Annotated in this window: 9 protein-coding genes; all 9 read left to right on the top strand. The window is 65.7% G+C overall.

What is annotated here, in order from left to right:
* Window positions 1-3: 3 nt before the first annotated feature.
* The 9 genes from ACMT1E_RS11415 (at window position 4) to ACMT1E_RS11375 (ending at window position 14,213) form a co-directional block, all read left to right on the top strand.
* On the top strand, window positions 4-201 hold the full coding sequence (locus tag ACMT1E_RS11415; RefSeq protein ID WP_414900350.1) for a DUF2093 domain-containing protein: 198 nt from the start codon (window positions 4-6) through the stop codon (window positions 199-201).
* On the top strand, window positions 198-1,100 hold the full coding sequence (locus ACMT1E_RS11410) for a M23 family metallopeptidase (RefSeq protein WP_414900349.1): 903 nt from the start codon (window positions 198-200) through the stop codon (window positions 1,098-1,100). Before ACMT1E_RS11415 ends, ACMT1E_RS11410 begins: the two co-directional genes overlap by 4 nt.
* A gap of 236 nt (window positions 1,101-1,336) precedes the next feature.
* Window positions 1,337-4,435, top strand: coding sequence for a TonB-dependent receptor domain-containing protein (locus tag ACMT1E_RS11405; protein WP_414900348.1), 3,099 nt, complete (start codon window positions 1,337-1,339; stop codon window positions 4,433-4,435).
* Between the two features lie 81 nt (window positions 4,436-4,516).
* Entirely contained in the window at window positions 4,517-5,701 is a 1,185-nt protein-coding gene (locus ACMT1E_RS11400; protein WP_414900347.1) for an aspartyl/asparaginyl beta-hydroxylase domain-containing protein, read from the top strand.
* The gene (locus ACMT1E_RS11395; protein WP_414900346.1) at window positions 5,688-7,226 is read left to right on the top strand and encodes a 2OG-Fe(II) oxygenase family protein; all 1,539 of its coding nucleotides are present in this window, start codon (window positions 5,688-5,690) and stop codon (window positions 7,224-7,226) included. The genes ACMT1E_RS11400 and ACMT1E_RS11395 overlap by 14 nt, the downstream gene beginning before the upstream one ends.
* A gap of 70 nt (window positions 7,227-7,296) precedes the next feature.
* On the top strand, window positions 7,297-7,911 hold the full coding sequence (locus tag ACMT1E_RS11390) for a TetR/AcrR family transcriptional regulator (RefSeq protein ID WP_414903403.1): 615 nt from the start codon (window positions 7,297-7,299) through the stop codon (window positions 7,909-7,911).
* Window positions 7,912-8,298: 387 nt separating this feature from the next.
* A complete protein-coding gene (locus tag ACMT1E_RS11385) occupies window positions 8,299-9,573 on the top strand; it encodes an efflux RND transporter periplasmic adaptor subunit (RefSeq protein WP_414900344.1) in 1,275 nt (424 codons plus the stop codon).
* A gap of 24 nt (window positions 9,574-9,597) precedes the next feature.
* Window positions 9,598-12,786, top strand: coding sequence for an efflux RND transporter permease subunit (locus ACMT1E_RS11380; RefSeq protein WP_414900343.1), 3,189 nt, complete (start codon window positions 9,598-9,600; stop codon window positions 12,784-12,786).
* Window positions 12,787-12,800: 14 nt separating this feature from the next.
* Complete coding sequence (locus ACMT1E_RS11375) at window positions 12,801-14,213, top strand: efflux transporter outer membrane subunit (RefSeq protein WP_414900341.1); 1,413 nt, start codon at window positions 12,801-12,803, stop codon at window positions 14,211-14,213.
* Window positions 14,214-14,259: the final 46 nt, after the last annotated feature.

Genomic DNA, 14,259 nt, shown 5'->3' with positions numbered 1-14,259 from the left:
GCGATGTTGATGTCCCAGGGCCGCCCGGCGCGACTGCAGTATATGCCCAACGGTTTCCGCATGATCGCCAACGGCGACCATGTCGTCTGCGCGGTCAGCGGCGAGCGCATCCCGCTCGACATGCTGCGCTACTGGTCGGTCGAGCGGCAGGAGCCTTACGCTTCACCGGAGATTTCGACGCAGGCGATGCTCGCGCGATGAACGATGTCCGGCGGCGCATGGCCGCTCTGCTGACGCCGTTCATCGTTGCCGGCTGCGCGGCCATTCCCCAACCGGTGCCGGAACCACCGTCGCCCGTACCGGTGGTCGAGGCCGTGCGCGATACTCCCCCGCCGCCACCGGTTGCCTTCTCTTTCGAAGGTGGCTTTGTGCAGGGCGGGCTGGTCGTCGGTACCGCGCCCGCCGGCACGGTCCGGCTCGCGCTCGATGGCCGGTCGGTCGGGCTCTCCTCCGACGGGCGTTTCGTCATCGGCTTTGACCGTGACGCCGCGCCGGGGGCGACGCTGGTAGCGACACTGGCCGACGGGCGCACCCACAGCCAGCGCCTGGCCGTGGCGCCGGGCGCCTGGGCGATCGAGCGGGTCGATATCGCCCGCAGCGCCGGCACACCGAGCGAGGCATTTCGGAAATTGCGCGCGCCGGAACTGGCGCGGATCGCCGCGGCCCGTCGTGTCGACGCCGCCAGTGACGGCTGGCGGCAACGTTTCCTGTGGCCGGTGCGCGGCCGGATTAGTGGTGTGTTCGGTTCGCAACGCATTTATCGCGGCGAGCCCGGCGCCTATCATTCCGGCGTCGATATCGCGCCGGGAGGATCGGGCGCTCTGATCGTCGCGCCGGCGGACGGGGTCGTCGTTCTGGCGACGGAAAAGCCGTTTACCCTCGAAGGTAATCTGGTGATTATCGACCACGGCATGGGATTGAACAGCGCCTTTCTCCACCTGGCGCGGATCGACGTGAAGGAAGGGCTGGCGGTTCGCCGCGGTGACCCGATCGGCACTGTCGGCATGAGCGGCCGCGCCACGGGGCCCCACCTCCACTGGTCGATGAAATGGCGCGACGCCCGCATCGATCCAAGGCCGCTTGCCGGCCCGATGCCGTAGCGTCAGCGACGGAGCAAGGTGTCGTTTCAGGCGCAAAACAACCCTGAGTATTTGGCAGCCTAATCCGTTCGGATAGGGCGGCTGTTGCGCCACATGCACCGTTGCACTTTAGTGACACGTTGCGGAGAAGTTGGCCTATTCCGCGCCCTGCAGCTTTACACTCCTTCTGGACCGGGACACATCGGGCTCAGTGCTTCGTCCGACATGTTGCGGGCTGAAGTGGGGACGCGCGGCCCGTGCCGCGAACAGGGAAGGAACGCATTGTGACAAAGAAAGCCAAGCTCGCGGGCTTGCGCATCGGCGTTGCGCCGGTCGTGCTGGGACTCGCGCTGATTGCGACGCCGGCGTCGGCGCAGGTCGCGCCGGGTGCCGAAACCGCTGATCAGGGTGTTGCCGACATCGTCGTCACCGGCTCGCGCATTCCGCAGCCGAACCTGGAATCGGTCAGCCCGGTTACCGTCGTCAACAGCCAGGACTTCAAACTTCAGGGCACGACCCGTCCGGAAGACCTGATGAACTCGCTACCGCAGGTGTTCGCGGGGCAGGGTGGCAATATCGCCAACGGTGCAACCGGTACGGCGACCGTCAACCTGCGCGGCCTCGGTTCGGAGCGGACCCTGGTTCTCATCAACGGGCGCCGGCTGGTTCCGGGTGACCCGACCACTTCCGCGGCCGACCTCAACGCCATTCCGGCGGCGCTGGTGAAGCGTGTCGACGTGCTGACCGGTGGTGCATCGTCGGTGTATGGCGCGGACGCCGTTTCGGGCGTCGTCAACTTTGTCATGGATACCGACTTCGAAGGCTTCCGCCTCGACAGCCAGTACAGCTTCTATCAGCACACCAACAACGGCAAGATCCTCGACGCGGCGATGGAGCGCCGTGGTTTCGGCAACCCGAAGGGCAATGTCGCCGACGGCGGGACGTTCGACATCAACGCTGTCTTCGGCGGTTCGTTCGGTGACGACAACCGCGGCCATGTCGTGGCCTATGCCGGCTATCGCAAGGTCCGCGCGGTCACCCAGGATCGTCGCGATTATTCGGCTTGCGCCAGCCAGGCGCGCAGCCTGTCGCAGTTGCAGGCCGATCCGGCCCGTGTCGTCGACTGCGGCGGTTCGGCGACTTCGGCCAACGGCACATTCTTCGACTGGGCTTCGAACACCTGGCAGGTCGGTGCCAACCGGACGTTCGAGCCGGGCTTCACGCCGTATAACTTCGCGCCGACCAACTATTACCAGCGGCCGGACGAGCGCTACACCGCAGGCTTGTTTGCGGAATATGAGGTTAGCAGCGCGGTCAAGCCGTACCTGGAAGCGATGTTCATGGACGACCGCACGGTCGCTCAGATCGCGCCGTCGGGCAACTTCGGCAACACGCTGAGCATCAACTGCGACAACGCGCTGCTGTCCGCTCAGCAGCTCGCCATCGTTTGTGCTCCGGGCAACCTTGTTAATCAGGTGCTGCCGACGGGCTTTCCGCTGGTCGATGCCGAGGATGATAACGGCGTGATCTACCCGGTCATCGACTTCATCGATCCGGTGACTGGTGGTACCTACAACCGCGGCTTCCTCCAGGCGTTGCGGCGCAACGTCGAAGGCGGCCCGCGTCAGGATGACCTGCAGCACACCAGCTTCCGTGTCGTGGGTGGCCTGAAGGGCGATCTTAGCCCGGCCTTCTCCTATGACATGTACTATCTGTTCGGGCGGACCAACTTCTCGGAGACCTATCTGAACGACTTCTCGGTCGAGCGGCTGACGAAGGCGCTGGACGTGGTCGCCGGTCCGGGTGGCGTGCCGACCTGCCGGTCGACTCTCGCCGGGACCGACCTGAATTGCGTCCCTTACGACATTTTCGCCTTGAACAATGTCGATCCGGCAGCGCTGAACTATCTTCAGACCCCGGGCTTCCAGCGCGGTAACACGCAGGAGCGCGTGTTCAGTGCGTCGATCACCGGTCTGCTTGGCGAGTATGGCCTGCAGACGCCGTGGGCGACCAGCGGTCTGGGCGTCAACCTGGGCGTTGAGTATCGCAAGGAATCGCTGGAACTGCGGACCGACTCCGCGTTCACCAACGGCGACCTTGCCGGCCAGGGCGCGGCGACGCTGTCGATCACCGGCTCTTACGACGTCAAGGAAGTGTTCGGCGAAATGCGCTTGCCGATCGTCGAGAACGATTTCATCGACAGTCTGACACTGGAAGCGGGCTATCGCTATTCGGACTATAGCGTTGGCGCCAACTCCTTCTCGACCGACACGTACAAGTTCGGCATCGATTTTGCGCCGGTTCGCGACATTCGGTTCCGTGCGAGCTACAACCGGGCGGTGCGCGCGCCGAACATTCAGGAGCTGTTCGCTCCGGTTCGCGTCGCGCTGAACGGCAACTCGGACGACTGCACCGGTAGCACGCCGAAATTCACGGCGGCGCAGTGTGCGCTTACCGGCGTTACCGCGTCCCAGTACGGCCACATCGCCGGCAACCCCGCGGGCCAGTATAACGGCCTGATCGGTGGCGTGTCGTCGCTGAAGCCGGAAGTCGCGACGACCAAGTCGTTGGGTGTGGTGTTGCAGCCGCGCTTCCTTCCCGGATTCGTCGCGACGGTCGACTATTTCGACATCAAGATTGCCGACACGATCCAGGCGTATGGTCAGGACGTCATCATTACGCAGTGCGCCACCACGGGTGATCCGGCCCTCTGCGGCCTGATCCATCGTGACCCGACCGGTTCGCTGTGGCGGTCGCCGGACGGCTATGTGGAGGATTTCCCGACCAACATCGGTGGCCTGCGCACCAAGGGTGTCGACGTCAACGCAAGCTACACCCACGAGATCGGCGATATCGGTTCGCTGAGCGCGAGTGTGGTCGGCACCTGGCTCGACAAGAAGACCACCGACAACGGTGTGTCGGAGCCCTATGATTGCGCCGGCTATTATGGCCTGACCTGCGGCATTCCGAACCCGACCTGGCGGCACAAGGCGCGCCTCACCTATACCTCTCCGTCTGGTATCGGTGTGTCGCTTCAGTGGCGCTACTTCTCGAGCGTGAAGATCGACCTGGCCAGCAGCAACTCGACGCTGAACGGGCCGTATGTGCCGTTCAACGCGAAGATCCCGTCCCAGAGCTACTTCGACCTGGCGACGACTTTCGCGCTGGCGGATCACTATACCTTCCGCATCGGTGTGCAGAACCTGCTCGACAAGGACCCGCCGATTGTCGGCGCGAACGGGTCGAGCTCGGCGGTCAATGCGTGCCCGAGCGTGTTCTGCTCCGGCAATACCTTCCCGAACGTGTATGACGCGCTCGGTCGGTACATCTACGCGGGTATCACGCTCGACTTCTAAGGCGTTACCTATCGTGAAGAGGGAGCGGCGGGCCTATGGTCCGCCGTTTCTCTTTGTGGTGCCCTCGGTTAGAACGAAAACATGACTCAAGCTTCTTCCGGTGCCGCAGGCCAGAGCGCGGCTGAGCTCATTCTCGCGGCCGACCGGTCGGCGGAACGCGGGGACATTCGCGGCGCGCGTGCCCTGCTGGAGCGGGCGACCGCCGAAAACGGGGCGCCGCCGGACAGCTGGCTGAAGCTTGCGGCGATGTGCAAGGCCGGTGGTGATGACGCGGCAGCCGAGCGGGCGGTCGATGGCGCTCTACGAAGCGATCCGCTGCATTTCGTTGCCCTGCTGTTCAAGGCGAGTCTGATGGAGCGGGCCGGAAATCCACGCGCGGGCGAGGCCTATGGCAACGCGCTGGCGCAGCGGCCGGCCGGAGCGCTGCCCGCGCAGATGAGCGCCACTGTTGCCCACGCAGAAGCGGTGCATCGCGCCCATATTGCCGAGGCCGATAAGCGGTTCGGTGTGGCGATGGCGCCGTTCGAAAAACGAGCGAGCGCGGACGAAGCGAGGCGGATGGCGCGCTTTCGAAGCAATGCGCTGCGTCTGACGCGACCCTATCATTCGGAACCGACGCATTTCCATTATCCCGGCCTGGTGGAGCGCGAGTTTCATGACCGGGCCGGCTTTCCCTGGCTGTTGGCCCTTGAACATGCCTGCGATGCCATTCTGGCGGAATTCCACGCGGTCATGGCGGCCGAACATGCGCTTCTGGAACCCTATATCCAGTATCCGGCCGAGGTGCCGCTTCGCCAGTGGAAGGCGCTGAACCGCTCAAGGAATTGGACAGCGATTCATTTGTGGAAGGATGGGCGGCGCGTGGAGGAGAATGCGCGGCACTGCCCGCGCACGATGGCAGTCCTCGAACAAATTCCCCAGCCGCGCGCGGCGGGGTGCTCACCGAACGCGATGTTTTCGCTCTTGGCGCCCCGCACGACCATTCCGCCGCATGTCGGCGTCAACAACACCCGTCTGGTGTGCCATTTGCCGCTGATCGTACCGGACCATTGCTGGTTCAGGGTTGGAGCGGAGACGCGCTCGTGGACCCCGGGGGAAGCATTCGTCTTCGACGATACGATCGAACATGAGGCCGCCAATGGCAGCGAAGCGTTACGGGTCGTGTTCATAATCGACGTCTGGCATCCCGATTTGAGTCCGGTTGAGCGGGACGCCGTATCGGCCATGCTGGCGGCGGGACAGGGCGGGCCGAATGCCGGACTTTGACCATGTCCCGCTCGATGAACTCGCAGCCCGGCTGGGTGGAAACCTGGCCGATCCGGAGGCGGCGTTCGCCTATGGCCGCGCCGCGCTGGACCGGTTTGAGGAGGAAGCGGCGCTGCCATTGCTGGCGGAGGTCGCGCGTGCCCAGCCGGATAACGCCGTCGTCTGGCAGCTTATTGGCCTGCTGAACCGGGCGCTCGATCGCCATGGCGAGGCGGCGGCGGCGCTGGCGACGGCGGCCCATCTGGCGCCGGACGATGCTTCCATCGCGCATGGGCGGGCGCGCGTCGCGCTGGAGGCGGGGCGACCGGCCAGCGCGCTGTTCGAATGGGCGGGGCGGCTTGCCCCGAACGATGGAGAGGTGTTGCTGGGCCGAGCGGCCGCGCGCTTTGCCGAAGGCAGGACCGACCTTGCGATCGACGGACTCGACGCGCTGCTCGTGCAACATCCCGGCTGGTTGCCGGGACACGAACAGATTGCCCGGCTGCGATGGATGACCGGGGAGCGCGGCGGGTTCGCGCGTTCGCTGGAGCGCGCCATAGCCACCGCGCCCGGCGATCTGTCGCTCTGGCGGGCGCTGATCATCCTTCTCATCCACGCCGAGCAGATGACGGAGGCGCTGGAGGTTATAGAACGTGGGCGTCGCTTTGCCGGGCCGGACGCGGCATTCGACGCCAACGAGGCGACTGCCGCGTCAGAACTGGGTGACCATGCGCGGGCGGACCGTCTCTTTGACCGCATGCTGGAAATAAACGACATGACGCTTGTCGTCCGCCATGTCCGCCATTTGTTGCGAACCGGCCGGTTCGACCAGGCCGCGTCGCGCGCACAGCCGTTTCTTACCCACCCGGAGGCGAATCTTCTGTGGCCATATATGGCGACGATCTGGCGCCTGCTTGGCGATCCGCGCGCTGATTGGCTGATGGGTGACCCGCGCCTGGTCGGAACGATCGATCTTGCTGCGGAAATACCGGATTTGCCTGCGCTGGCAGAGCATCTGCGCGGGCTCCATCTGGCAACCCATCAGCATCTTGACCAGTCTGTGCGCAGTGGTACCCAGACCGACGGGCCGCTGTTTTCGCGCGATGAGCCGGAAATTCGCGCGTTACGCGCCGTGATTGTCGAGGCGGTTCGTGCTCATGCCGCGCAATTGCCGCCAGAGGACCGGACCCACCCGGTACTGGGCGCAGCACGGCCGGCGGATGTCCGGTTCAGTGGTTCATGGTCGGTCCGGCTGACCGATCGCGGTCATCACGCCAGCCATACCCATCCGATGGGCTGGTACAGTTCCGCGCTCTATGTCGCCCTGCCCGCAAGTATTGGCAAAGGGGACCCGCATGCCGGCTGGCTTAGCGTCGGCGCGCCGCCGCCCGAACTAAACCTTGCGCTGCCGCCGATCCGCCGTATCGAGCCGGCGCCGGGGCGGTTGGCGCTGTTCCCGTCGATCATGTGGCACGGTACGGTTCCGTTCGAGGCCGGTGAGCGGTTGACGGTCGCATTCGACGTTGCGCCGAGGCTGGTCAGTTGATTCCTCTGTTCGCGCAGCAGCCCGCACCATTGGTTGCGGGCGCGGGCGCGTCTACTATATACCGATCGGTATGGAAGGTCTGACAGCTCTGGCACCCGCGAAGGGGCGGCCGCGCGAGTTCGACGTCGATGTGGCGCTGGCGGCTGCGCTGCGCGTGTTCTGGCAGCGCGGTTATGAAGGGGCCTCGCTCAGCGATCTGACCAGCGAAATGGGCATCACCCGGCCGAGCCTTTACGCTGCGTTCGGCAATAAGGAGATGCTGTTCCGCAAGGCGTTCGACCTCTACGAGCGCGAGAAGATGGCGTATATGAAGACCGCGCTCGACGCGCCTACCGCGCGCGAGGTGGCGGAACGGCTGTTGCGGGGCGCGGTCGACATTCACTGCGGTGTCGAGGACCCGCGCGGTTGCCTGAGCGTTATCAGTTCGCTCGCCTGCGGGCTCGAAGCGGAATCGATCCGGGCGGAGGTGATCGCGCGGCGCGCGTCGGGTGAGGCGGCGTTGATTGCCAGGTTTGAGCGCGCGTCGGCCGATGGCGATTTTCCTCCCGGAGTAAAGCCGCGGGCGCTTGCCCACTATCTCATCGCCATTCTCCAAGGTATGGCGGTACAGGCGGGGACCGGTGCAAGCCGCGGTCAGTTGGAACAGCTCGTCGATACGAGCCTGATTATCTGGCCGGGGCGGTAGTGCGCCGTCGCGCTCCAAGAAAATAAATGTGATGGAATGAGGCTGGAGCGGTTGACGCGGTGCAATATCAATATATGTACCGATCGGTATTGAATTGATCAAAAGCGGAGGCTTCATCCGCGACTGCCGGAGGGGGCCGGTCGTGCAAGCGGCCAATTAAACTATTGGCGGACATAACCGTTCCGTTGAGCGGAATGGGCCGCTTTCGCGTCGCCGGGTATCCATGGGCATCCCGGCCAGAGGGGGCGCGTCGGTTTTTTTAAGGGGCAGGTGGGTGATCATGGTGCCAACGGTGCCGTGCCGGATCGAAAGGAATGACATGGTCCGCATCAGTTTCTGTCAGGGTCATCGGCCCGACTCTGTCGCCGCGCCGTTGAGCGTGCCGGCATGAATATGCAGGGGTCTGTCGTTCGCGCCGATGCCGCGCCGTCTTCAGTTGGGCTGCGCGAGCGGGTTGCCGGCTTGGCGCCGTGGCAGCGCGGCGGCCTTGCGCTGATCATCATCGCTCTGGTGGTGGCAGCGGCGATGATGCTGTTCGACCGGCCGGAAGCGACGGCCGCGCAGGCGCCGCCGAATGTGACGGTTGCGCAGCCGTTGGTTCGCGAGGTTAGCGAGTGGGACGACTATGTCGGTCGTTTCGCGCCGAGTCGGACGGTGGAAATTCGCCCGCGCGTGTCCGGTGCGGTCACTGCGGTACATTTCCGCGACGGCGAGATCGTCCGCAAGGGGCAGTTGTTGTTCACTATCGATCCCCGGCCGTTCGCCGCCGCACTAGCGGAGGCACGGGCAAATGTCGCCAGTGCGCGTAGCGCCGTGGCGCTGGCCCAGGCCGATCTGGGGCGGGCGACCCGGCTGATCGCGGACGAGGCGGTGTCCGCCGGTGAGGTCGATGCTCTGCGCGCCCGCGTGCGCGCGTCCGAGGCGGCGCTGGCCGCAGCGGAGGCGCGCAACCGCTCGCGTGCGCTTGATATGGAATTTACGCAGGTGCGCGCGCCGATCGCCGGACGCATTTCCGACCGGCGTGTCGATGCAGGCAACCTTGTGGCTGGCGGCGAAGGGACCGGGGGCACGCTGCTGACCACGATCAACGCGCTCAATCCGATCTATTTCACCTTCGACGCGTCCGAGGCGCTGTTCCTGAAGGCGCGGCGCAACCGCGATGCCGGTGCGGCGCCCGCCGTTGTGGAGATTCGGCTGCAGGATGAGACGGATTATCGCTGGAAAGGCACGCTCGATTTCACCGACAACGGCCTTGATCCGCGTTCCGGCACCATTCGCGGGCGGGCGGTGCTGAACAACCCCGATTATTTCCTGACGCCGGGTATGTTCGGCAACATGCGGCTGGGCAGCAGCGGTACGGTGCGCGCATTGCTGGTGCCGGACGCCGCCGTCCAGACCGATCTGGCGCGCAAGACGGTGCTGGTTGTGGGCGCTGACAACGGCGTTGTGACCCGAACTGTTCAGGTTGGCGCGGTGGTCGATGGCCTGCGCATTATCCGCAGTGGCCTCAAACAGGGCGATCGGGTTGTCATTGCCGGTATGCAATCGGCGATCCCCGGCCAGAAGGTGACGCCGAAGGCCGGGCGAATAACGCCGCAGGCTGAAACGGTCGCGCCAGTTGTCGCGCCGGTTGCCGCGCAGGCAACCCTCGCCGCCAACTAGTTTTGCTCTTGTTGGGAGGAAGGCATGCGCCTTTCCCGATTCTTCATCGACCGGCCGATCTTCGCGGCGGTCATCGCGATTATCATCGCGCTGGTTGGCGGTCTGGCCTATCTGACGCTGCCGGTCGCGCAATATCCGGACATCGTTCCGCCGACGGTGACGGTCAGCGCGACCTATCCTGGCGCCTCTGCCGAGACGCTGGCGGAAACCGTCGCTGCGCCGATCGAGCAGCAAATCAACGGCGTCGACAACATGCTGTATCAGTCGTCGCAGTCGACCGGCGACGGGCGGGTGACGATTACTGTCACCTTCAAACAGGGGACCGACCTCGACACCGCTCAGGTGCTGGTCCAGAATCGGGTCGCTGTGGCGCTGCCGTTGCTGCCGGAAGAGGTGCGGCGTCAGGGCGTGGTGACGTTGAAAGCGTCGCCGAACTTCCTGATGATCGTCAATATCGTCTCGCCGGACGGGTCGTTAGACCAGCAATATTTGTCGAACTATGCGTTGACTCAGATTCGCGACGTGCTGGCGCGGGTCGATGGCGTTGGTGACGTCCAGCTATTTGGTGCGCGCGATTATGCGATGCGGGTGTGGATCGACCCTGGTCGCGCTTCCGCCCTTAACCTGACCGCCGGCGATATTGTCGCGGCGTTGCGGGCGCAGAACGTCCAGGTCGCTGCCGGTACACTTGGTCAGCCGCCTTACTCCACCGGAAGCGCTTTCCAGCTAAACGTCGAGACTCAGGGCCGCTTGTCCGATCCCCAGCAATTCGCGGACATTGTCATCCGCACCGATGCAGACGGGCGACAGGTGCGCGTGTCCGATGTCGCGCGCGTGGAGTTGGGTGCGGCTGATTACAGCAATAACGGCTATCTGGACGGCAAGCCGTCGGTGGTGCTGGCGCTGCTCCAGCGGCCGGGCACCAACGCGCTGACCACGTCCGACGCCGTCAAGGCGACGATGAACGATCTGGCGACCCAGTTTCCGCAAGGGCTGGAATATCGGATCATCTACAACCCGACCGATTTCATCGCCGAATCGATCAGCGCGGTGAAGAAAACGCTTTTTGAAGCGTTGGTGCTGGTTGTCGTCGTCATTCTCGTCTTCCTGCAAAGCTGGCGCGCGTCGTTCATCCCGGTCATCGCGATACCGGTATCGCTGGTCGGTACGTTCGCGGTGCTGGCCTCGCTGGGCTATTCGTTGAACACTCTGTCGTTGTTCGGGCTGGTGCTGGCGATCGGCACGGTCGTCGACGACGCGATCGTCGTCGTCGAGAATGTTGAACGCAATCTTGAGCAGGGCTTGCGCCCGCTGGAAGCCGCGCGCGCATCGATGGACGAGGTGGCGGCGGCGTTGGTCGCGATCGTGTTGGTGCTGTGTGCCGTCTTCGTGCCGACGCTGTTCCTGACCGGCATTTCTGGCGAGTTCTATCGCCAGTTCGCGATTACCATTTCGACGGCCACCGTCATATCGCTCATCATGTCGCTGACGCTGACGCCGGCGCTCGCCGCGCTGATGCTGAAGCCGCACGTGGAGCAGGAGGAGGAAGGTGCCGAACGAACGGCGCGCTGGCGGCGGGTGTTCGTCCGCGCCGGCGAGCGTTTCAACGACTGGCTCAACCGACTGAGCGTCTGGTACGCCGATACGACCCGGCGGCTGGTGCAGATGCCGAAGCGGGTGATGATCGTCTACGGCGCGCTGATCGCCGTGACTGGCGGGGTGTTCTGGGTCACGCCGTCCGGTTTCATTCCGGCGCAGGATCAGGGCTATCTGATGGCCGTGATGCAGTTGCCGCCGGGCGCGTCGCTGGAACGGACCGATGCAGTGGTCCGCAAGGTGGCGGAACGGCTGCAGGCGCAGCCGGGCATTCGTGGATCGGTGGCGTTCGCCGGCTTCGACGGCGCGTCGCAGACGATGGCGCCCAACACCGCGACGGCCTTCTTCCCGTTCAAGACGTTCGGTGAGCGCAGCGGGCTGGGCGTCAGTTACGAACAGATATTGAATAATGCCCGCGGTGCCGTGGCGGACATAGACGAGGCGACGGTGCTGATCATCCCGCCACCGCTGATCCAGGGCATCGGCTCCGCCGGCGGTTACCGGATGATCGTTCAGGACCGGAACGGTCGCGGCTATCAGGAGTTGGCGAATGCGAGCAACGCGCTGATCGACCGCGCACGCGAGACGCCGGGCCTGACCCAGATCTTCACCTTTTTCGAAACCAACACGCCGCGGGTCTACGCGGATATCGATCGCCGTAAGGCGGAGATGCTGGGCGTGCCGCCGGATCGGGTGTTCGAGGCGCTGCAGGTCTACCTGGGTTCGGCTTATGTCAACGACTTCAATCTTCTCGGCCGCACCTGGCGGGTGACGGCGCAGGCCGACGCGCCGTTCCGGTCCTCGATCGCAGACATCGCCAGCCTGCAGACCCGCTCGGATTCCGGTGCGATGGTGCCGATCGGCGCGGTTGCCACTTTCGCCGACAAGGCGGGGCCGTACCGTGTCGTCCGCTACAATCTGTTCCCGGCGGTCGAGGTCGATGGCGACACTGCGCCGGGCTATTCGTCCGGCCAGTCGCTGACGACGATGGAGAAGCTGGCCGACAGCGTATTGCCGAGCGGCTATGGCCATGAATGGACCGGGATGGCCTATCAGCAGAAGGCGGCGGGCAACACCGCCGGCATCGTCTTCGCCATGGCGGTGCTGTTCGTGTTCCTGGTGCTGGCGGCACAGTATGAAAGCCTGACGCTGCCGCTCGCCATCATCATGATCGTGCCGATGTGTCTGCTGGCCGCGATGGTTGGCGTCAACATACGCGGGATGGACAACAACATCCTGACCCAGATCGGCCTTGTCGTGCTGATCGCGCTCGCCGCCAAGAACGCGATCCTGATCGTCGAGTTCGCCAAGCAGGCGGAGGAACGCGACGGCCTGTCGGTGACGGAGGCGGCGGTGCGCGCGGCGCAGACCCGGTTGCGGCCGATCCTGATGACCAGCTTCGCCTTCATCCTCGGCACCGTGCCGCTGGTCATCGCCAGCGGCGCCGGGGCGGAGCTGCGTCAGGCGCTGGGGACCGCCGTGTTCTTCGGGATGATCGGCGTCACCGGCTTCGGCCTTGCCTTCACCCCGACCTTCTACGTCGTGTGCCGGGCGATCGGCGACCGGCTGGCGCGTCGACGGCCGCCGGCGGAGGGCCGGCTGCAGCCGGCGGAATAGGAAGGCGCGTAGCGATGAAACCGACCCAGCTCTTCCCCTTCGTCTCCGCGCTGGCGCTGGCGGCCTGTGCCGCCGGCCCGGATTATGTCGCACCGACGCCCCCCCCGGCGGCGGCCGGTCCCTTCACCGCCGCCGGCCCCGGCGTGACGGCGGAGGTGGGCACCGACCAGTGGTGGAAACTCTATGACGATCCGGTGCTCGACGGCCTGGTCGGCGACGCGCTTGCCGCCAATACCGACATCCGCGTCGCCGTCGCCCGCCTCGATCGCGCCCGCGCGGCGTTGCGCGAGGCGGGGGCGGACCGGCTGCCCGGTACCGGCATCGCCGCTGGCGCCAATTATGGCCGCCTGCCGGCAGGCCAGCGCGCGCCTGGCGCTTCGCGTGAGGACTGGCAGGTCGATGGCGGGTTGAGCGTCGCCTATGAGGTCGACCTGTTCGGCCGCGTCACCCGCAACATAGAAGCCGGCCGCGGTGATGTCGGCGCGGCGGCGGCGGATGCCGATGCGATGCGGGTGACTGTCGTTTCCGACACGATCGCTGCCTATGTCGACGCGGCGGCGGCGGCGGAACAGTTGAACGTCGCGACCGAGGTCGTCGAATTGCTCGATCGTTCGGTCGCACTGACGACCAAACGGTTCGAAGCGGGACGCGCGAACAAGCTGGATGTCGCGCGCCTCGCCGCGCTGCGCGACCAGCGCAAGGCGGATATTCCGCCGCTCGTCGCGCGGCGCCAGGCGGCACTGTTCGCATTGGCGACGCTGACCGGGCGGACCCCGGCCGATCTGCCGGCAACGGCGTCGGCGCGGGCCACCACGCCGCGCGTCGTTCAGCCGATCCCGGTCGGCGACGGCGCCGCGCTGCTGGCGCGGCGGCCGGACGTGCGGGCGGCGGAACGCCGCCTTGCCGCGTCGACCGCCCGGATCGGCGTTGCCACCGCCGCGCTCTACCCGCAGATCAGTCTCGGCGGATCGGTTGGGTCGACCGGCGCCGGCTTTGGTGACATTTTCGGCGCCGGGCCGCTGCGCTGGCTACTTGGCCCGTTGATCAACTGGACCTTCCCGAACCAGACAGCGGAACGGGCCCGTATCGCCGCCGCAAGAGCCGACGAGCAAGCGGCCCTCGCCACGTTCGACGGCACGGTGCTGCGCGCGCTGCAGGAGACCGAGACGGCGCTGTCGGCCTATGCGCAGGCGATAGAGCGGCGGCAGGCGCTGGTGTCGGCGCGCGATGCGGCGGCGACGGCGGTGCGCATCGTTCGCGCCCGCCAGCGCGAAGGCACGGTCGATTTTCTGGAAGTGCTGGATGCGGAGCGCACCTTCGCTGCGACCGAGGCCGATGTTGCGGCGTCCGACGCCGGCATCGCCGCCGCGCAAATCGCGCTGTTCCGTGCGCTCGGCGGCGGCTGGCAGGTGGCTGCGGCACAGTAGCGGCGGCGGGCGGTGGTTGCCTTACGCCGCCGCCGCCGCCAGTTTG

It is taken from the genome of Sphingomonas flavalba, from assembly GCF_047553045.1.
Taxonomy (GTDB): domain Bacteria; phylum Pseudomonadota; class Alphaproteobacteria; order Sphingomonadales; family Sphingomonadaceae; genus Sphingomonas_L; species Sphingomonas_L flavalba_A.
The sequence above is the reverse complement of the archived record's forward strand: the minus strand, read 5'-3'. Positions and strand labels throughout refer to the sequence as shown.

What these genes read in the sequence shown, in the direction of transcription:
- ACMT1E_RS11395 (WP_414900346.1), top strand. Translation starts at nt 5,688, where the DNA reads ATGCCGGACTTTGACCATGTCCCGCTCGATGAACTCGCAGCCCGGCTG.
- ACMT1E_RS11410 (WP_414900349.1), top strand. Translation starts at nt 198, where the DNA reads ATGAACGATGTCCGGCGGCGCATGGCCGCTCTGCTGACGCCGTTCATC.
- ACMT1E_RS11380 (WP_414900343.1), top strand. Translation starts at nt 9,598, where the DNA reads ATGCGCCTTTCCCGATTCTTCATCGACCGGCCGATCTTCGCGGCGGTC.
- ACMT1E_RS11375 (WP_414900341.1), top strand. Translation starts at nt 12,801, where the DNA reads ATGAAACCGACCCAGCTCTTCCCCTTCGTCTCCGCGCTGGCGCTGGCG.
- ACMT1E_RS11390 (WP_414903403.1), top strand. Translation starts at nt 7,297, where the DNA reads ATGGAAGGTCTGACAGCTCTGGCACCCGCGAAGGGGCGGCCGCGCGAG.
- ACMT1E_RS11415 (WP_414900350.1), top strand. Translation starts at nt 4, where the DNA reads ATGTTGATGTCCCAGGGCCGCCCGGCGCGACTGCAGTATATGCCCAAC.
- ACMT1E_RS11385 (WP_414900344.1), top strand. Translation starts at nt 8,299, where the DNA reads ATGAATATGCAGGGGTCTGTCGTTCGCGCCGATGCCGCGCCGTCTTCA.
- ACMT1E_RS11400 (WP_414900347.1), top strand. Translation starts at nt 4,517, where the DNA reads ATGACTCAAGCTTCTTCCGGTGCCGCAGGCCAGAGCGCGGCTGAGCTC.